Source organism: Bradyrhizobium valentinum (assembly GCF_001440405.1).
Classification (GTDB): Bacteria; Pseudomonadota; Alphaproteobacteria; order Rhizobiales; family Xanthobacteraceae; genus Bradyrhizobium; species Bradyrhizobium valentinum.
Genome location: NZ_LLXX01000119.1, coordinates 1 through 19,307 on the forward strand (window position 1 = coordinate 1; position 19,307 = coordinate 19,307).

The 19,307-nt window shown below is 62.2% G+C and carries 20 protein-coding genes; 4 read left to right on the plus strand and 16 right to left on the minus strand.

From position 1 onward, the window contains the following. On the minus strand, positions 1–528 hold a 528-nt coding region (locus CP49_RS47480), incomplete at its 3' end, for a hypothetical protein (protein WP_245310742.1). Between the two features lie 15 nt (positions 529–543). Here CP49_RS47480 and CP49_RS18140 point away from each other — a divergent pair. After that, a complete protein-coding gene (locus CP49_RS18140; protein WP_245310743.1) occupies positions 544–1,533 on the plus strand; it encodes a Spy/CpxP family protein refolding chaperone in 990 nt (329 codons plus the stop codon). A gap of 135 nt (positions 1,534–1,668) precedes the next feature. Continuing rightward, complete coding sequence (locus tag CP49_RS18145; protein WP_245310759.1) at positions 1,669–2,028, plus strand: c-type cytochrome; 360 nt, start codon at positions 1,669–1,671, stop codon at positions 2,026–2,028. A gap of 47 nt (positions 2,029–2,075) precedes the next feature. Here the strand turns inward: CP49_RS18145 and CP49_RS18150 are convergent, their stop codons facing one another. The 14 genes from CP49_RS18150 to CP49_RS18215 all read right to left on the minus strand — a co-directional run bounded on the left by CP49_RS18150 (position 2,076) and on the right by CP49_RS18215 (position 16,224). Next, positions 2,076–2,903, minus strand: a complete 828-nt coding sequence (locus CP49_RS18150; RefSeq protein ID WP_156438507.1) for a hypothetical protein — start codon at positions 2,901–2,903, stop codon at positions 2,076–2,078. A gap of 60 nt (positions 2,904–2,963) precedes the next feature. Next, positions 2,964–4,328 carry an MBOAT family O-acyltransferase gene (locus tag CP49_RS18155; RefSeq protein ID WP_057851574.1) on the minus strand — a complete coding sequence of 455 codons (1,365 nt, stop codon included), beginning with the start codon at positions 4,326–4,328 and terminating at the stop codon, positions 2,964–2,966. A gap of 135 nt (positions 4,329–4,463) precedes the next feature. Beyond that, positions 4,464–4,847, minus strand: a complete 384-nt coding sequence (locus CP49_RS18160) for a hypothetical protein (protein ID WP_057851575.1) — start codon at positions 4,845–4,847, stop codon at positions 4,464–4,466. 200 nt (positions 4,848–5,047) lie between these two features. Beyond that, positions 5,048–5,338, minus strand: a complete 291-nt coding sequence (locus CP49_RS18165; RefSeq protein ID WP_156438508.1) for a hypothetical protein — start codon at positions 5,336–5,338, stop codon at positions 5,048–5,050. Positions 5,339–5,573: 235 nt separating this feature from the next. After that, entirely contained in the window at positions 5,574–6,437 is an 864-nt protein-coding gene (locus tag CP49_RS18170) for a sugar phosphate isomerase/epimerase family protein (protein WP_057851577.1), read from the minus strand. Then, a complete protein-coding gene (locus tag CP49_RS18175) occupies positions 6,437–7,630 on the minus strand; it encodes a dihydrodipicolinate synthase family protein (protein WP_057851578.1) in 1,194 nt (397 codons plus the stop codon). Before CP49_RS18175 ends, CP49_RS18170 begins: the two co-directional genes overlap by 1 nt. Before the next feature lie 23 nt (positions 7,631–7,653). Beyond that, complete coding sequence (locus tag CP49_RS18180; protein ID WP_057851579.1) at positions 7,654–8,805, minus strand: Gfo/Idh/MocA family protein; 1,152 nt, start codon at positions 8,803–8,805, stop codon at positions 7,654–7,656. After that, a complete protein-coding gene (locus tag CP49_RS18185; protein ID WP_057851580.1) occupies positions 8,802–10,205 on the minus strand; it encodes a hypothetical protein in 1,404 nt (467 codons plus the stop codon). Before CP49_RS18185 ends, CP49_RS18180 begins: the two co-directional genes overlap by 4 nt. An 11-nt stretch (positions 10,206–10,216) precedes the next feature. Next, on the minus strand, positions 10,217–11,065 hold the full coding sequence (locus CP49_RS18190; protein ID WP_057851581.1) for an ABC transporter ATP-binding protein: 849 nt from the start codon (positions 11,063–11,065) through the stop codon (positions 10,217–10,219). A gap of 172 nt (positions 11,066–11,237) precedes the next feature. Next, complete coding sequence (locus CP49_RS18195; protein ID WP_057851582.1) at positions 11,238–12,236, minus strand: ABC transporter substrate-binding protein; 999 nt, start codon at positions 12,234–12,236, stop codon at positions 11,238–11,240. Between the two features lie 57 nt (positions 12,237–12,293). Beyond that, complete coding sequence (locus CP49_RS18200; protein WP_057851583.1) at positions 12,294–13,103, minus strand: ABC transporter permease; 810 nt, start codon at positions 13,101–13,103, stop codon at positions 12,294–12,296. Positions 13,104–13,309: 206 nt separating this feature from the next. Next, the gene (locus CP49_RS18205; RefSeq protein WP_197423152.1) at positions 13,310–14,017 is read right to left on the minus strand and encodes a TetR/AcrR family transcriptional regulator; all 708 of its coding nucleotides are present in this window, start codon (positions 14,015–14,017) and stop codon (positions 13,310–13,312) included. A 102-nt stretch (positions 14,018–14,119) separates the two neighbouring features. Further along, positions 14,120–14,968 (minus strand): VOC family protein, encoded by an 849-nt coding sequence (locus CP49_RS18210; RefSeq protein ID WP_057851585.1) that lies wholly within the window; start codon positions 14,966–14,968, stop codon positions 14,120–14,122. Further along, positions 14,965–16,224 carry a Glu/Leu/Phe/Val family dehydrogenase gene (locus tag CP49_RS18215; protein WP_057851586.1) on the minus strand — a complete coding sequence of 420 codons (1,260 nt, stop codon included), beginning with the start codon at positions 16,222–16,224 and terminating at the stop codon, positions 14,965–14,967. Before CP49_RS18215 ends, CP49_RS18210 begins: the two co-directional genes overlap by 4 nt. 227 nt (positions 16,225–16,451) lie before the next feature. Between CP49_RS18215 and CP49_RS18220 the strand changes: the two genes are divergently transcribed. Beyond that, the gene (locus tag CP49_RS18220) at positions 16,452–17,345 is read left to right on the plus strand and encodes a sugar kinase (protein ID WP_057851587.1); all 894 of its coding nucleotides are present in this window, start codon (positions 16,452–16,454) and stop codon (positions 17,343–17,345) included. Positions 17,346–17,368: 23 nt separating this feature from the next. Next, positions 17,369–18,280: a ribokinase gene (locus CP49_RS18225; RefSeq protein ID WP_057851588.1), complete on the plus strand. Its 912-nt coding sequence runs from the start codon at positions 17,369–17,371 to the stop codon at positions 18,278–18,280. Positions 18,281–18,295: 15 nt separating this feature from the next. Here CP49_RS18225 and CP49_RS18230 read toward each other — a convergent pair whose 3' ends face one another. Next, positions 18,296–19,282 carry a sialic acid TRAP transporter substrate-binding protein SiaP gene (locus tag CP49_RS18230; protein ID WP_245310744.1) on the minus strand — a complete coding sequence of 329 codons (987 nt, stop codon included), beginning with the start codon at positions 19,280–19,282 and terminating at the stop codon, positions 18,296–18,298. Positions 19,283–19,307 lie beyond the last annotated feature (25 nt).

Here is a 19,307-nt window from a genome sequence, read left to right on the forward strand (position 1 = left end):
CGAGCGGCCGCGCCGCGCGTTGCAGGGCCACGACCCGAGATCCAGCGTGCCGCGCCGTCGCAGCGACCGGCCATGACGAGACCCGAGCCGCGCATCGCCGCACCATCGCGCCCGAGCACACTGCCCGCTGTGGGCGGCCGACCGTCGCGACAGGAGCAGATCGAAACGCGTGCGCAACAGCGTGAGCAGCGCATCCAGCAGCGACAGCAAATTGTGCAGGAACGGCAGCGCGAGACGCTGTCGCGCCAGAGCACAGAGCGGCAGGGCCGCATCGATCGCTTGCAGCAGCGCGTGCAGCAATTGCAGTCGCAGAAGCCGGAAGGTCTCCGGGCGCAACGTGCGCAGGAACGGTTGCTGCAGACGCAGAACAGATTGCTCCAGCGCGAACAGCGCCTGCAGCAAACCGATCAGGTGCGCCTGCAGCGGCTGGCACCACCTTCGGCTGAACGATCCGCCGCTGCTGCCGCCGCGCAGGCTGCAGCCCGCGGACGGTTTGCCGCGCACTTCCGCAGCAATGACGCCTTGCAAGCCCGAACCGCGCTCATGGCCCGCGAGAACCGCTGGGCTCCCCGCCACGCTTGGCGGCACGGGCACCGCGCCGCGTTTGTTGCCTGGCTTGGCCCGGTCTTCTGGCCCTACGCCTATTCCGACATCTTCAGTTACACCTTCTGGCCCCATGCCTACGATGCCGGCTATTGGGCCTACGCATACGACGACTTCGTCGACACGGTATTTTGGGGTACGGACAGCCCGTATTCCGCTTACGCCAGATATCCTGAACCCAGCGCGGCGATCACCGATTTCCGAACGCGCAAGCCCGCAAGCGTGAGCCGGCAGACTCTCCGGCAATTGTGTGGAGATCCGGATAAGGGCGTGACCGCCTGGCCAATCGCGGAGATCACGCGCGCGGTCCAGCCGACGCCCGAGCAGCGCGCCCTGCTCGACGAATTGAAAGCCGCTGCGGCAAAGGCTGCCGATGTGTTCAAGGAATCCTGCGCCGATACCTATGCGATGACGCCGCCCGGCCGCTTGCGAGCGATGACGAACCGCGTCAGCGCAACGCTCGACGCGGTGAGGATCGTCCGGCCGGCACTGGAGCAGTTCTATAATTCGCTGGACGACGAGCAGAAGGCGCGTTTCAACGCGCTTGGCCCGAACGTCGGCGAGCGATCGCCACAGCCGCCACAGCAGGAAGCGAATGCTCAGGCCGAGGCTTGCGGCGATCCGAAATCCAGCCTCACCCAGCTGCCGATCGAACGGATCGAGGCTGTCGTACGGCCGGCGGGCGAGCAAAAGGAGGCGCTTGACCGCTTGAGCGACGTGACCAAGAAGGCGGTTGCAGGGCTACAAGCTGCCTGCCCGGACGACGTGCCGCTTACGCCGGTCGGGCGGCTGGACACGATGGAGAAGCGTCTCAAGGCCATGCTCGAGGCAGCCGATTGGGTGGAGGACGCATTGGACAAGTTCTATGCCACGTTGAGCAGCGAACAGAAGGCGCGCTTCAATGCACTGCCACAGGTCGCAAGCCCCTGAGCGAAACTCAATCCTTATGAGGATCGAATGAGGAAATGGCACTTCGTCACGCTTCTCGCCCTGCCTTCGTCCAGTCGGCCAGGTATACCTGTGCGGCACCGTCATAGGATGTTCTTGATTAGCGCCTTGAGCGGAATGGCGAGCATGGTTTCATCGCCCTCCGCCCTACCTCAGGCTTCGCAAGGCGCGCAGGACGCCTCAGGACAACAAGCGTTCAACAATGCCTGTAGAACCTGTCATATCGTGAGAGAGGGCGACAACCGGCTCGGCCCGAACCTGCACAAGATTATTGGTCGGAAGGCAGGATCGCTACCGGACTACGGGTTTTCCAGCGCGATGAAGGAGGCAGGCTTCGTCTGGGACGAGGAGAAGCTCGATCGCTTCATTGCAAACCCCGACGAGGTCGTACCCGGCAACAGCATGAAGCCGTATGGCGGCCTCTCATCGAGCGAGGATAGAAAAAAGATCATCGCTTTCCTTGCTCAACCGCGATAACGCCGCAGCCGCAGGCGTTTTCGGAAGGCAGGTCGGCTAGCCATCCATTACTTCACCGTGCGCACCAATGCTAAAGTGCGTTCCATCGCCTGCGTCACAATCACCGCAGAGCGTTCGTCGAGATGAACGCCGTCCGCCCAGCGCAGTTCGCTTCTGTTCACTTCGACAGGCAACCATCGTTTCGTATCCGGAAACGCGGCGTGAACAATCTCCCGCGTGGTCGCTGCATACCGCGAGCCTTCAATCGGCTCCGAATACGGTAACTCGAACAGCAACACCCGCGCGCCGCGATGCTCCACCATCCGGATTAATTCCTCAATTCGTTTCGCGTTGATCCGGGCGGCATCCGCCGGATCCTCCGCATTGAACTGCTGCAGCGCGCGGTCCGCGTAGACCCGGTTGTCGAAATCGCTCGGCGGCTGCTCGGTCAGTTTGCGCAGATTGAGTACGACCTGCTCATGCGTAACCGAGGCGTGAAGCCGCTGCTCATAGGCGGCGACCGCAGCCCTGACAGGGCGAAAGAACAACGGCTCGGTATCACCGCGTGAGTAACGCTCGACCAGCGCCGCATCAGTGGGACGGGTCAGAACATTCGCCTCGACCAGAATGAATTTCGGGAGCTGCGACTGGTTCGCAACGATCTCCAGCCCGGTAACCGGAGAGCCCCCCGCAAGCGCCAGATTCCGCAAGCCGGCCGTTGCAAAATACTCCTCCTTGAGGCGGAACGTGATCGAGCTGCCCACCAGCACGACGTCGGGCACGGGCTCGCGCAGGTAACGGCTCAGCGTGATCAGCGTGCCATCCCGTGTCGTCGTCGCCGGCATTTGCAGCCCGCTGCCGAAGCGCACGGTGGCGAAACCGCAGGCGATCAGCAAAATCGCCGCGCCCGCACCGCATTTCACCAACCACCGAACGGCAGACATTTTTCCTCGCCTCTAGAACTGAAAGTAGATGAACGAAGTTTCAGGACCGGCTTCCAGATACATCAGCGCGGCCATCGAGCCGTATAGATATGGCTCCGCCCAGCGAAGTCTTCCCTCGAACAGCGGACGAAAACCAAGATGCTGAATCATGACCGGCAGCGAGTAAAGCAGCGCCAGGCTGTAGAACAGTTTTGTCGGATTGGGATTCGTGCTCGGCGTAAACATGCCCGTGAGGTAGCCGACCGCATGATCGAAGTTCGGCAGCTTGAAGAAAATCCAGAGCATGGTGACGCAGACAAAGACGACGGTCATTCGCGCCGCTCGAAGCACCGCAAAATCGATCGATGCCAGCCGCCCCAGCAAGGGGCGTTCGAGCACCAGCAACAGGCCGTGCATCAATCCCCACATCAGATAGCTAAGGCCGGCGCCGTGCCAGAGACCGCCTAATCCCATCACGATCATCAGGTTCAAATAGGTCCGCCATATGCCATGGCGATTGCCGCCGAGCGGAACGTAAAGATAGGTCCGCAGCCAGGTCGATAGCGAGATATGCCAGCGCGTCCAGAACTCGGAGAACGATGTCGCGATGTAGGGAAGATTGAAGTTGATCGGCAAGCGGTAGCCGAACAAGAGACCAAGGCCGATCGCAATCGCGGAATAGCCGAAGAAGTCCGCATAGATCTGATAGCTGTAGAGGAAGACGAGCAGCCAGCGATCCTGGGTCTGTAGCGTCTCATAGAGCGGGAAGCTCATATAAGACGTCATTTCATTGAGGTTATTCGCAACGTAGAGCTTGAAGAAGAACCCAGTCAGGATCCATTTCGCGGCCTCGACCAGCGGAACGTCCGCAAGATATTTCGGCTTGATTTGCGGCATGAACATTTCCGCGCGCGTGATCGGACCTGACACGAGCTGCGGAAAGAAAATGATGTAGAGGAATACGCCGGTCAGCGTCGGCGGCGCCGTCTTCTGCCGGGTCAGATCAACCAGAAGGCTGATGTTGTGGAAGACGAAGAATGAAATGCCGATCGGCAGCGGTAGTTTCAGAAGGAAGTCAAGCGGCGCGAAGTCGACCAGGCTGGGGGACGCCGGATCGATGAACAGCAGCTTGTATTTGAAGAACGCGAGCAGCACGAGGTTGAAGGCGATGCCGACCGGAAGCCAGACCTGCCGGTTTCGCAATGCCAGGACCAGGAAGAGATAAGTTCCGAAAACCGCGACAGCCAACAGCGCCAGCAGTTCCGGCTGGCCGTGTCCGTAAAAGAACAGGCTGGCGAAGACCAGGAGGTGGACCTGAAACGTCCTCAGCGCCGGCAGGTAATAGGCCGCAAATATGATCGCGACAAAGGCGCCGAACTGCCAGGAAGTGAAAGTCATGCCGCCCCAACGGTGGTTGGGGAAGCTCTAGCATTTCGACCCCGGAGGGCATAGCCGAAACCGGACCGCCGTCCCGCAGCAGTCGACCCGAGCAGGCTCAGGCGCTGCTCGGTTCCGCCCTAGTGTACGGCAGTTCTAGTTGCCAGCGGTGTTGAAGCGGGAAAGATCGCAATCCCGTTCGGCATATTTCACGCGCCGCAGGCCCTCGCGGTCTTCGACCACTATCGGCCGGCAGCGCTCCTTCCAGGCAGCCTGGGCGGCGGCTTCATCGGCCTTCAACTCTTCCGCTGTCCGGGGCGCGATCTTCAGGGTGCCGCGGTTGCCGACGTAGAAGTTGGTTTGCTGGCTGGGAAGCAGCGGCGCGCCGGAGGCAATGGCCGCGGCCTTGGCATCCGCTGCAGCCCGCGCCGCGCGGGCGGCCTGCGCGGCATCCGCGGCGTGGCCGTGATCCATCGCGAATTGCGCGGACGCGGACGATACCGAAGCTGCGACAATCGAGATGGCGATGAAGACGCGCATGGACACTGCCCTTTGAAATGAATGCCGAACGTCAGGAATGCCCGACAAGCATTGAGGCGGCGTAAAGCGGCGTGACTAACCGGGTCGCAATTTGGTAGATAAAGATTTAGCGGTATTTCGGGCGCGACAAGGCGCCGGAACCGTCGAGCCCGGTATGCCCGGAGTGCTCCGCGCAGATTGCGGGGAGCGCAAGCGACCCGTTACTCGCTGCGGCCGAACTCGCAGCCCTTGCGGGCGTAAACCAGGCGGACAACGCCTTCGCTATCGTAGGTGCGCTGCGGCTTGCAGAACGCTTCCCATTTTTCGATGCTGGCGCGCCTTGCCTTCTCGTTTTCCTGATCCTGCGCCGCGTTGCGCGGCGGGTCGTCCAGGTAGGACGTCGTGCACACATTGCCATAGAACTTGCTGTGGGTGCAGCGTTCCACGATCTGCCATGCCTGCGCCGATGTCGACAGCAGGGCGAGGGTCGCAATTGCGTAAAGGATTTTCATGTTGTCGCTCATCGCTATCGGAGACGTTCTCCGTGCGGAGTAGCTAGCGCCGGAGTTCGCGCGCGCGCAACGGTAACCCTTTGTTAATCTAAATAGCCGCGCAAAAGGTTAAATCTGGAACCGCGCGCTGTCTCTTCGCGCTACGCTATCAGAGTAAAGTGCGCACGGCAGTTCACATTCGAGACAACACCGTCCGCCATTGAGACAGCGAACAAGCCGCTTCGATTGACTGTTGCTAAACGACCGTCCGATGCCGTTCGATGCAAATTTTCAAGACCTCGTCCATCGATCTTGCCCACCAGTCGTTGGAGAAGATTTCGATCTCGGAATAGCCGGCAAAGCCCTGCGCTTCGACCGCCGCTCGCACAGATGTGATGTCGATGACGCCATCGCCCATCATGCCGCGGTCGTTGAGAATATCCTTAGTCGGCACCAGCCAGTCGCAGACATGAAACGCGAGCAGACGATCCTTTCCAGCGCGTGCGATCTGCAGCATCAATTCCGGATCCCACCAGATGTGATAGACGTCCAGCGCGACGCCGAGCGCACCGGTGCGCTGCGGATCGAGTTGGTCGCAAATATCCAGCGCCTGCTTCGTCGTGTTCACGCAAGCGCGGTCGGCGGCATAGGCCGGATGCAGCGGCTCGATCGCGAGCGGCATGTTGGCCTCTCTCGCATATTCCAGCATTTCCGCGATCGCGTCATGGACCTGCGTACGCGCAGCCACAATGTCCTTCGAGGCCGCGCTTCCCGGACGCGAATATTGCGGCAGGCCGCCGACGACCAGCACGATGCAGGGCGCGCCCAACGCCTTGGCTTCGTCGACGGCGCGGCGGTTGTCGTCGCGCGCCTCGATGCGGTGCGCCGCATCGGAGGTAAACATGCCGCCGCGGCAGTAGCCTGACAATTCAAGCCCGGCGTCACGCACCGCGCGGACCGCGCGATCGAGACCAACGGCCGCGACCTGGTCGCGCCAGGGATCGATGGCGCGGATGCCATGGCGCGCGCAGGCCTCGATGATGGCGACGAGATCGCCCTGCTTGCGGACCGTCGCCGTATTCAGTGACAGCCAGCGATGATCGGAAGAAAAATCGCGCATCAGGGCTCGATGCCGCGCGTTGCCAGCACCGTCTTCATGCGCCGTGTCGCCAGTTCAGGGTTCGAGAGCAGCCCGGCCTTGTCGGCGAGCCGGAACAGTTCGGCCAGATGCAGCGTCGAGCGCGTGCTCTCCTGCCCGCCAACCATGGTGAAATGATCCTGATGGCCATTGAGATAGGCCATGAACACGATGCCGGTCTTGTAAAACCGCGTCGGTGCCCGGAAGATGTGGCGCGACAGCGGAACAGTCGGCCCCAGCACGTCGTGGAAGCCGGCCTCGTCGCCGGCGGCCAGCCGCGACAGCGCATAGGACGCCGCCGGCGCGATGGCATCGAAGATGCCGAGCAGCGCGTGCGAAAAACCCTTATCGTCGCCGGCGATCAGTTCGGCATAGTTGAAATCGTCGCCGGTATACATCTTGACGTTCTTGTCGAGCCGCCGGCGCATGTCGACCTCGCGCTGCTTGTCGAGCAGCGAGACTTTTACGCCATCCACCTTGGCCGCGTTGGCGTTGATAATGGCAACCGCAACATCCATCGCCTTGTCGAGATCGGCAGTGCCCCAATAGCCAGCCAGCGCCGGGTCGAACATGTCGCCGAGCCAGTGGATGATCACGGGCTCGCGAACCTGCGACAGCACGCGATTATAGACCCTGCCGTAGTCGTCGGCGCTGCGCCCGAGTTTCGCCAGCGCGCGCGAGGCCATCAGGATGATGCGGCCGCCGGCCTTCTCCACCGCCGCGATCTGCTCCTCATAGGCGCGGATGACGTCGTCGATCGTCCTGGCGTCCTCCACCGCCAGGTGATCGGTGCCGGCGCCGGAAAATACCAGCGCGTTCCCCTTTGCCTTGGCCGCCTTCACTGAGCGCTGGATCAACTCCAGCGAGGTCGGCCAGTCCAAGCCCATGCCGCGTTGCGCGGTGTCCATGGCTTCCGCGACGCCGAGGCCTAGGTCCCAGACATGTTCGCGGAACGCAATGGTCCTGTCCCAGTCGATCGCGGCCGAAAGCCACGGATCAGTGTCGGCGAGAGGATCGGCGACCACATGGGCTGCGGAAAACGCCACGCGGTTGAGCGCACCTTTGAGTTTCGCCGGAAACGTCCGCGACGCCGCCAGGCGGTAGGTTTCGATCGAGCCATTAGCCGCGGGCAGTTTCAGCGACAGCGAAGACATCGGCAATACGGGCTTGTTCATGATGCTAAATCCCTTGCTTTGCCTCACACCTTGATCGGGGCGACGTCGATCCAGCGACGTTCACGCCAGCTCTGCAACGCGCACTCGGCGAGTTGCACGCCCTTGGCGCCTTCCAGCAGCGTGAACTTGTAGGGCGCGTCTTCGCAGACATGGCGAATGAACATTTCCCATTGTTCCTTGAAGCCGTTGTCGTAGACGGCGTTTTCCGGAACCCTCTGCCAGTCGGCGTAGAAATCGTGGGTGCGCTTTTCGTCCGGGTTCCACACCGGGCGCGGCGTCGCCTGGCGAGCCTGGATCACGCAATCGGTCAGGCCCGCGACGGCCGAGCCATGGGTGCCGTCGACCTGGAAGGTCACGAGGTCGTCGCGATAGACCCGCGTCACCCAGGACATATTGATATGCGCGATCACGCCGCCCTTGAGGCGGAAGGTGGCATACGCGGAGTCATCGGCGGTCGCCGTGTACTTCTTGCCCTTCTCGTCGAAACGCTCGGGGATATCAGTCGTGCCGATGCAAGAGATGCTCTCGACCTCACCGAAGAGATTGTCGAGCACGTAGCGCCAGTGGCAGACCATATCGAGAATGATGCCGCCGCCGTCCTCGCTGCGATAATTCCACGACGGGCGCTGCGCTTCCTGCCAGCCGCCCTCGAACACCCAGTATCCGAACTCGCCGCGCACCGAGAGCATGCGGCCGAAGAAGCCGGAATCGCGCAGGAACGCGAGCTTCTTCAGGCCCGGCAAAAACAGCTTGTCCTGCACCGTACCGTGCTTGACGCCCCTGGCATTGGCGAGCCTGAGCACCGCGACCGCCTCATCCAGATTGGTCGCGATCGGCTTTTCGCAATAGACGTGCTTGCCAGCTTCGATCGCTTTCGTCAGCAGCGAGGGACGCGCCTGCGTGGTCGCGGCGTCGAAGAAGATGGTGTCGTCCTTTGCGGTCAGCGCCTTGTCGAGATCGGTCGACCAGCGCTCGACGTTGAAGCGCTTGGCGAGCCGTTCCACCTTGTCCGCGTCGCGGCCGATCAGGATCGGGTCGGGCAACATGCGGTCACCGTTAGACAGCAGCACGCCGCCCTGGTCGCGGATCGCGACGATGGAGCGGATCAGATGCTGGTTGAGCCCCATGCGGCCGGTCACACCGTTCATGATCAGGCCGAGGCGTTTGGTCGTCATACTGCTTTCTCCAAGGAAATTCTGGCTGTGGGCTGCTCAAGCGGCGACATCGCGGACCATTCCGGATGCGTGGCCGTGGCGAAGCCCGGCGTGGTCAGCGATCCCGTCAGGAGATCGCCATCGTGGATCGCGAGCCGGACCTTGCCGCCGTCGCGGGCATAGAGATCGGGATGCGCCGCAAGAAACGCCTCCGCTTCGACGGCCGGCGTGTCGCCAAAGCCGTCGACATAATGATGACCGTTGCGCTCGGCGTGGGTGACGCCGATCAGCGCGCCGAGCGCAAGATCCTGCTGCACGGCAAGTCCCGCCTGGCAGGTCAGATCCTCGCCGGCAATGAAGCATTTTTCGCCGCCCGCGCTCCACTTGGCCGCGCGGGTCGCGTTGATCACCGATTTGTAGATACCCTTGCAGGATTTTGAGGAGATACCACGATAGCCGAGCACCCGCGCCACTGGGAACGCGTCGTAGGAGTCGTCGGCTTCGTCAACGATGAAATCGCGCCGCGCCAGCGCGCCGAGCGGCGATTGCCGGGTGATGTCTCGCGGCATCGGCTGTTCGATATAGAGCAATTTGGACGCGATCGGCCGTAGTGCAGCCTCGCGATCGAGCCGCTCGACCAGCGCGCTCAAAGCTGCGAGATCGGCATATTGCTCGTTGGCGTCCAGCGTGACGCGGTAATCATGGGGGAGCGTGGCAAGCTCGCGGCCGATCCGGATGAGCCGATCTGCGTCGTGAGCGGGATCGCCGTTGAGCTTGAGCTTAAAATAGCGTGCGCCGGCGTTTTCCCTGCTGTCGGCAACCCCGCCCTCGCCTTCGACCTTATCGTCCATGCCGACGGTGTGTCGGATCGCGACGCGCTCCAGCCGCTTGCGGCTTGCGAGAAACTGCGTCACGTCATTGTCGCTGAGATCACGTGACAGGCCGGCATCGATGCCAGCGATATTGGCCGCCATGCCATCGAAAAAATTGGCGCCGGTACAGCGCAGAAGGGCATCCAGGATCGCCTTGTCGATTTCGGCCGGTCCGTATGCCGCGGCCAGCGGCGGGATATCTTCTCTGGCGCATGCTTCGATCTGCGCGCCGATACAGGCGGCGTGCAGGCCGAACGCGGTCTCGAAGCCGGAATGGGCCAGATAGATGTCCCGCGCGATCAGCAGCGAGCGCCGCAGCTCGATCACCGTCTCCAGCGGCGAAAGGTGCGGCCGCTTGTCGAACCATTTTGGCACCAGGAATTCGGCGCTGGCGCCAATCGCGCTGCCCTTGCCTTCGACCTCGATTTCAACCCGCACGAAAGCCTGCGGCGTCGCGTTAATGACGACCGCGCCGAACCGGAACGGCCGGGCAAAGGTTACCTGCCGTTCAAAAAAATCGATGTCCTTTACGGCCAAACGATACGGCATGAAGCCAGCTTTCAGTCCAGCGCGCTTTGCGTGAAGAAATGCTTGCGAATCCGCTGCACCAGTTCGGTGAAGGCGGGATCGGCCATCGCGTCCAGCGAGCGCGGACGCGGCAGCGGCACGTCGTAGATGGCGGCGATCGCGCCGGGACGCTCGGTCATGACCAGCACGCGGTCGGCGAGAAACACGGCTTCCGGTATAGAATGCGTGATCAGGAGAACGGTCTTGCCGGTCTCGCGCTGAATGCGCATCAGCTCAACGTTCATCTTTTCGCGCGTCATGGCGTCGAGCGCGCCGAACGGCTCGTCCATCAGCATGATCTTGGGATCGTGCACCAGCGCGCGGCAGATCGAGGCGCGCTGCTGCATGCCGCCCGAAAGCTGCCAAGGCAATTTCTTCTCGAAACCTTCCAGGCCGACCAGCTTCAACAGCGCTTTCGCCCGCGGCAGATACTCGTTGCGCGGCAGTTTCTTCATGTCGATCGGAAACATCACGTTGGACAGGATGTTGCGCCATGGCAGCAGCAGCGCGTTCTGGAACACGATGCCGACATTGCCGTGCGGCTTCGTCACGGGCTCACCTTCGACCAGGATTTCGCCGGTCGACGGTGCGAGCAGCCCGGAGATCATCTTCAAAAGCGTGGACTTACCGCAGCCGGACGGGCCGACCACGACAAAGAACTCGCCCTCATTGATGTGGAAATCCAGCGGCCGCAGCGACGGCACGTCGCCGTCGCGCGAGCGATAGGTCTTTGAGACGCCGGATAGCGTGATGCCCGACGCAGCGCTGCCTGCGCGATCAGACACCAGGCGCAGATGGGCGCTTGGCTGATTGGTCTCGGTTGGTTTAGTCGCGGGATTCATTCAGATGAGTCCATTCGGAAAAGTCTCTCCGCTCGTCGTCCCTGCGAAAGCAGGGACCCACACCCCGTGTCCTTTAGTCCGAGCACCCTGGCAGGGACCCGCTGTAACAACAAAGGCCGGTGCTATGGGTCCCCGCGTGCGCGGGGACGACGATAGAATTGTCAAAGGCCGATCACGAACCGCCCTGCGGCAGATAGTCCTTGGTGTAGAACGCCTTCGGATTGTCCTTGGCCTTGGCATCCAACCCGCCATATTCGACCATCAGATTGACCGTATCGGTCATATTCTGATCGGTGACCTGGAACGGCCGCTTGCCCTTGGTTTCCGGCGTGCGATAGAGCGGGATCGTCAGTTCAAACCCTTGAGTCAGCGTTTCGATCTTGCCGCCCTTCGGATTGGCGTCGAGGATCGACTGCGCGGCGCCCTTCGGGTCCTTCTCGGCGGCTTCGACCGCCTTGGTGGTCGCCGACATGAAGCGCTTGACCAGATCGGCATTGGCCTTGACGAAGTCGGTGTTGGCGACGACGCCCGAGCAGACCATGTTGATGCCGTAGTCGGCGAACTTGATCGCGTTGACGTCCTTGCCGGTCGCGTCCTTGATCTTCATCGACTGGTCCATGACGTAGCCGAGCAACAGATCAGCCTGGCCGTTGATCACGGCATTCAGCTTGGTCTGGCCGTCGCCCGCCACGGTCTGGAAGTCGCTTTCCTTCAGGCCGGTCTTCTTCAAAAACAGCGGCCAGATCTGCGTCATGGAATCGGCCGGCGTGATCGCCACCGTCTTGCCCTTGATGTCCTCGGGCTTCTTGATGTTCTTTTCGACAAAGCCCATCGCCGACATCGGGCTGGTCTGCAGCAGCACGCCGGTGGCGACGATCGGCGCGCCCTTCACCGCCGCGCGCATCATGGTGGGCACGTCGACATAGCCGAAATTGGCGGTCTTGGCCGCAACCGCCTGCGTGGTCGCCGCCGACCCGCGGCCTTCCTGGATCTCGAGGTCGATGCCCTCGGCGGCATATATGCCTTTGGCCTTGCCGTAATAGAACGGCGCGTGCTCGCCGTAGACGTACCAGTTCAGCATTAGCACGACCTTGTCGGCGGCCGATGCCGGAAGCACGGAAAGCGCGGTCCAGATCAGGGCGACGGAAATTGCCGCTATCATTCGTATCATTGTCTTCCTCCCATTGGTGTTGGTGCGGCCCTTGAATAGGCCGCTTGTTGGTTTGGCTTACGAAGCAAAAATGATGTCCTCGCGCTGGCTCACGTGCCAGGGGATCACGAGACGTTCGATGCGGTCGACGACCCAGAACAGAATGACGCCGAGCAGCGCGAGGATCACCAGCGCGGCAAACATCGTCGGCAGGTCGAAGGTTCCGATCGAGCGCTGCATCACATAGCCGATGCCGGAATTGGAGCCGACGAATTCGCCGACCACGGCGCCGACGACCGCGAGCGTCACCGACACTTTCAGGCCGGAGAAGATCGCGGGCATCGCATGCGGCAGGTTGACGGCGCGAAACACCTGGAAGCGGCTGCCCTGCATCGCGCGGGCGAGGTCGACCATATCAGGATCGACCGACTTAAAGCCCTGCACCGCGGACACCACGACAGGGAAAAATCCAAGCAGGAACGCCGAAATCACCTTCGGGATGATGCCAAAACCGAACCACACCACGAACAGCGGCGCGATCGCGATCTTCGGCACGGATTGCGAGAACACCAGCAGCGGATAGACATAGCTTTCCACCGTCTTGGATCCCGCGATCAGCATCGCGACGGGGATGCCGAACAGCGCGGACAGCAGGAAGCCGCAGATGGTGGCGTAGGTGGTAGGCCAGGCCTGCCGCAGCAGTTCCGGCCAATCCGTCCGCAGCACCGCCACGACATCGCCAGGCGCCGGGATCTGGTAGGCCGGAATCTGGAACAGGCGGATGGTGAGATCCCACATCACCACGATGAAGAGCAGGAACAGAAACGGCCGCACCCAGGCCGCGTTCAGCGCTTTCGACACGCCACTCTCGCGCTTCAGCTCGGCCACGTCCCGCTCCCTACCTGATCTTCTTTTCGGGCAGGAAATTAACCCGTTGGATAAATACTGGCAAGCGGGTTTTCGTGCGATATTTTGTCGTTCCTGCGAAAGCAGGAACCCATAACCACGGGCGTTAATTGTCAGAGCAACGACTACCGCTCAAATCGAGGGGCAGCAACGTATTGGGTCCCGGCGTTCGCCGGGACGACAAAGAATCACACCGGCTGACGCTCAGGCGACCGCGTGCCCTGCCCCACTGCGTTGCCGAAATCCGCTGTTGATTTCCCCGTCAACGCCGCCAGCACCAGCGCGACCATATGCGCCAGCCGCTCGTCCCTCGCCTCCTTCTTCAGGAGGTCGCGGCCGAAGATCACGGAAAGTGTCGCGCTGTTTGAAAGATAGAAAAAGCACAGCGCCGCGATAGAAATGTAGAGCTGGACCGGATCGACGGCGACGCGGAAGTCGCCGCTTTCGACGCCGCGCGTCACCACCGTGCGAATCATCTCGACGAATGGCGAATGCATCGATTTGACTTTGGTCGAGCGCTTCAGGTGCCTGGCTTTTGCAAGGTTTTCGGTGTTGAGCAGCGCCAGGAATTCCGGATTGCGGAGGAAATAGTTCCAGGTGAAGTCGATCAGCCGTTCGATCGCCTCCGGTGGATCGAGATGTTCGAGATCGAGCCCACGCTCCTCGGAACGGATCTTCTCATAGGCGCCCTCGAGCACCGCGAGGTAGAGGTCTTCCTTGTTGCCGACGTGGTAGTACAGCATGCGCTTGTTGGCGCCGGCATTGGCCGCGATGCGGTCGACGCGCGCGCCGGCCAGGCCGTGAGCGGCGAATTCCTGCTTGGCGGCCTCGAGAATGCGAAGCCGCATGCCCTCGGGGTCCCGCTGCCATTTCTGAACGCGTTTTGCCTTTGCCAAATCAGTCGCCCGCTGGTCGCATAGGCCAAGCTGTAGCACGCAAGGTGCGGTTTGAGAACGAAGGTTGTTCACCCTCCCCTCCAGGGCAGGGTAAAGGTCGCCTTACGCGTCCTTCCCCGCCGACGGCTGCACCAGAAGCGTTGGGACGCCGCACGTCCCGCTGCGCACCGTCACGACCCGCGTGCCCGGCTTGCGGCCGGTGCGGACTTCCGAGACGTCGACGCCGGCCTGAACGAGCCGCGCATGGGTGGCGTCGATGTCGGCGACGCGCCAACACAGGCCGCGTAATTTGTCCTGCGTCGTGTCGGCCTGCTTGCCGGGCCGATGCGTGACCTCGACAATAAGGTCGCCGCAGCGGAAGAACATCAGCCGGCCCCAATCCGGGTGCGAGCGATCGAGCGCCATGTCAAGGCCGAGCCGCGCGCCATAGAGAGCGGCGGCCCGCTCGGGATCCGACGTCGAGATCACGACATGGTCCATCGCCGTGATCGATCCGGTCGTCGTTCGCACCGAAAGCGGCCGCTCCTTGTCACGCTCGAGAAAGAACAGGCGGATGCCGCGCGTGGCTTCGGTCGCCGCGCGGGTCCGCTTCCATGCCAGCGTCGCGCCGGAGACCGCATCGCGGCTTTCCACCTCGGCAATGGTGTCGGGCTTCAGCGTGAGCCGATCGAGCCTGCGATGCATCCTGGCGATATCGCCGGTCCGGAAGCAGATGCTCGCCAGTCCCTCGCCCTGGGCCGCAAGCACCTCGCGAATCCGATCGGCGTTCGCGCCCTCGCCGCTCGGCGCCATCAATTCCAGCGTCGTGTTGTCGAGCATGAACAGGACGCGGTCGGCGCCCTCGCCGCTGTTCTGCCAGGCCGGTGCGCGGGCGAATAGGGTCTGGTACGCCCCGCTCGCGGCATTGATGTCGCCGGTGAGAACGACGACGTGATCGAGGCCGGTGATCACGGAAAGAGTCCTCGCACGTTCTTGGCCGCGCGCACCTTCTCGACGCCGATCGCCATCGCTGCCGTGCGGTGCGGGATCTTGTCGGCTTTCGCGCGCTGCACCATGGCATCGAAGGCGCGATCGAGGATCGCATATTCGCGCCGCGTCACCTCCTCTTCCTCCCAGAACAATTGCTGCAGGTCCTGCACCCACTCGAAGTAGCTGACTACTACGCCGCCGGAATTGCAGAGGATGTCGGGGATCAGGAACACCTCGCCCTGGCGCTTCTCCAGCACCAGATCGGCTTCCGGCGTGGTCGGACCATTGGCGCCCTCGGCCAGCACTCGGCATTTGAGATTTTCGGCGACCTTCGCATCGATCACGCGCTCCATCGCCGCCGGCACCAGCACGTCGCAGGACAGCGTGAGAATCTGTTCGGGATCGAAGGCGAGCTCGTTGGAGAATCCGGCGATGCTGCCATGCTTGCCGGTATGCCGCATCAGCGCGGGAATATCGAGCCCGGCCGGATCATGCAGCGCGCCGGTGTGATCGCTGACAGCGATGATCTTCAGGCCATATTGCTGTAGTTCCAGCGCGGCGTAGGAGCCGACATTGCCAAAGCCCTGGATCACGGCGGTCGCGGTGCCGGGATTGATCGACAACTCCTTCAACACGCGCCTGGCGAGATAGGCGACGCCGCGGCCGGTGGCTTCGCGTCGCCCGAGTGTGCCGCCCGACGATACCGGCTTGCCGGTGACGATCTCGGTCACGGTTTGGCCCTGGTACATCGAATAGGTGTCCATAAACCAGGCCATCACCTGTTCGTTGGTGCCCATGTCCGGCGCCATCACATCTGTATGCGGACCGACGAACGGGATCATCTCCTGCATGTAGCGGCGCGACAGCCCTTCCAATTCGCGCTTGGAAATGGTGGAGAGATCGACATTGACGCCGCCCTTGGCACCGCCATAGGGCAAACCGACAAGGGCACATTTCCAGCTCATCCAGATCGCGAGCGCCGCGACCTCGCCGATGTCGACAGAGGGAGCAAACCGCGTGCCGCCCTTGGTCGGACCGAGGGTAAGGTGGTGCTGGACACGATAGCCTTCGAATACCGCGACCGTGCCGTCGTCGCGGTGGATCGGGCAAGAGACAGTAACCGCCCGCTTCGGCATCAGGATGCGGTCGCGCTCGTCCATCGGGATTTCCAGATGGTTGGCAATGACGCCGAACTGGTTAACCGCCATGTCGAACACCGGACCGGAATAAACCGTCATCATTTCCTCCACTTTTGTCGCGCCGGCGGGAAACCCGGACAGCCGTCAACCGTTATACGGCGGTATGCCCAAGGCCCCCTTTAAGGACGGTCGCAGTCTCCTCTATACTCCCATCTCAAGCAGCAAAGACGGCACGGTTGCGAATAATTTCAGCGAATGCGTCCGATAACCAGTGCTAATGTATCTGCGCCGCGCCGGGACCACCCCCAGCTCATGACGGAAAACGAATGCAGGCTCTCTTCATCGGACAGACCTATATCGACGTTACCTTCATCACCGACCACATGCCGACCGGCGACGAAAAACACGTGGCCTCCGCCTACGCGGTGTCGTTTGGCGGCAACGCGGTAACGGCGGCATTCTGCTGCGCCAAGCTCGGCATCGTGCCGGACCTGATCGCGACCATGGCCAACGACTGGCTCGGCCGCATGTTTCAGGACATGACTGCGAAATACGGAATCTCGATCCATCCGCGCAAGGTCAACTCCTCCTCGCTGTCGTTCATTATGCCGAAAGACGGCAAACGCGCCATCGTGCGCTGCCGCGACGACGAACACATCCATCCGTTCCCGATGCTGAATTTGAAGGGCTGCCGCGCGCTGCATGTGGACGGCCACCAGCCGGACGCGGCAATCCATTATGCCAAACTTTGCCGCCAGGACGGCATTCTGACATCGCTCGACGGCGGCGGCCTGCGTACCAACACCCACGAGCTGCTGGAGTTCATCGACGTTGCCATCGTCGCCGAACGCCTGTGTGAGCAGATGGACAAGACGCCGGAGGCCATGCTGGATTACCTGAAGAGCCGCGGTTGCCGCATCGGCGGCGTCACCATGGGAGAGAAGGGCCTGCTCTGGTATGACGAGACGGGCGCCGTCCGCCGCCTTCCCGCGCTTCCGATTCCACCCGAGCGGGTCATCGATACCAACGGTGCAGGTGACGTCTTCCACGGCGCCTATGTCTATTCCTATCTCGCCAATCCCGCTAAAAGCTGGCAGGAGCATTTCGAGTTTGCGCGCGCTGCCTCGACCTTCAAGGTCCAGCGCCTTGGCAACGAGGCCGGTCTGCCGACGGTGGCGGATATCGAGGCGATCAAGCGGGAATTTCAGGTACACGCCTGAGGGCGCGAACGGGGGTATTACGTATGGGACGCGTGTTCGTCGCCGGCAGCATCAACATGGATGTGGTGGCGACGGCCAACCGGCATCCGAAGGTCGGCGAGACGGTCGCCGGCAAGGAGGTGCACTATTTTCCGGGCGGCAAGGGCGCCAACCAGGCCGTGGCCGCCGCAAAACTCGGTGCACCGTCAACGCTGATCGGCCGGCTGGGGACGGATGTGTTCGGCCAGCAATTGCGACAATTTCTCGCCGCGCAAGGCGTCGACCTCGCCTTGGTTAAGGACACCGCGGATATCCATACCGGGACGGCCGTCATCACCATTGCAGATGCCGACAATACGATCGTCGTCGTGCCCGGCGCCAATGCGCTGGTCAGTGCCGAGGATGTCGCCGCCCCCCTCCTTGCCAAAGGCGACGTTGCGGTGAGCCAGTTCGAAATTCCGCAGCCCACGATTAGCGCCTTTTTCAAACGGGCGCGCGCGGCCGGGGCGACCACGATTCTCAATCCGGCACCGGCGACCATGTTCGCCCCGGAGTTGCTCGATCTCGTCGACGTGCTGATCCTGAATGAGACGGAGTTGGGGTTTCTCACGAGAACCGAGCTTCACGATACCGATGACCCTGCCCGGTTCATCGAAGCGGCGCGGTCGCTGCTAACCGGCCCGAACAGAATCATCTGCGTGACGCTCGGCAAGCGCGGCGTGCTTGCGCTGATCGGCGGTGATGCGTCCATGATCGCCGGTCGTCCCGTAAAGGCCCTCGACACCACTGGCGCGGGCGATTGCTTTGTCGGCGCCGTCGCCGCGCAACTGGCTGGCGGAATGACTGTCCGGGACGCCCTGAACTATGCCAATGCCGCCGCATCGATCTGCGTGCAGCGGATGGGCGCCGGGCCGTCGATGCCGACCGCGGCGGAAGTGGCGGCGTTGCGCGGCTAGGCGACGACTGTCGCCTTACTTCAGTGCCTGCAACTCGTCGTATTGCGCCCTGGTCCAGCCGGCGCCGACGGATGCATCATTGTGCAGCGGGATCGCCGCCTTTCGGAACGCCTCGCGATCAGGCTCGACCACGCTCATGCCGAGCTTCTTGAACTCCCCGGCCAGAACCCTCTCGGACGCCTCGATCGCCTCCGTCGCCTTTGCGGCGGCTTCCTTCAACGTATCCGCAAACAGCTTTTGTTCGTCCGGCGTCAGTTTATTCCAGACGTGACCGCCGACCACCGTGACCATCGACTCGGTGATGTGGCCGGTCAGCACGATGTGGCGCTGCACCTCGTAGAATTTCTTGGCCATGATCGTCGGCAGCGGATTCTCCTGGCCGTCGACCAGACCCTGTTGAAGCGCATTATAGACATCGGAAAAGGCTATCGGCGTTGCGCTGGCGCCGACGGATTTAGTGAACATCAGAAACAGCGGCGCCGGCGGCACGCGCAGACTCATCCCTTTCATGTCCTCGGGCTTGCTGATGCGCTTGTTGGCGCTGACATGACGCTGGCCATAATAGGTAAGCGCGACGATCTTGTGCCGGGTCTTGTCGTCGTAACCCTTGACCAGCTCGGCAAAAAGCTTGCTGGCGCGATAGGCCTTCCAGTGATCGAAGTCGCGCAGCATGAACGGCGCGCCGGTGATGCCAAGCGGCTTGTAGGTCGCCGCAACGAAGTTGATGCCGACGTAAACGATATCGACCGCGCCGAGGCCGAGGCCTTCGTTGAGCTGGTTCTCATTGCCGAGCCGGGAAGCCGGAAACACCTCGATGTCGTATTTGCCGTTGGTACGCTTTTTGATCTCGCTGGCCGCCCACAATGCCTCGGTGTGGTAGGGTTCGGTGACCTCGTAAACATGCGCCCATTTCAACTTGGTCTGTGCCGAAACTGGGCCAGCCATAGCCGAGGCAACGATGATGGCGCCGGTCAACGTAAGACGGCGCATCCAAACGAACATGTACCCTCCGAAACTGACTGCCGGA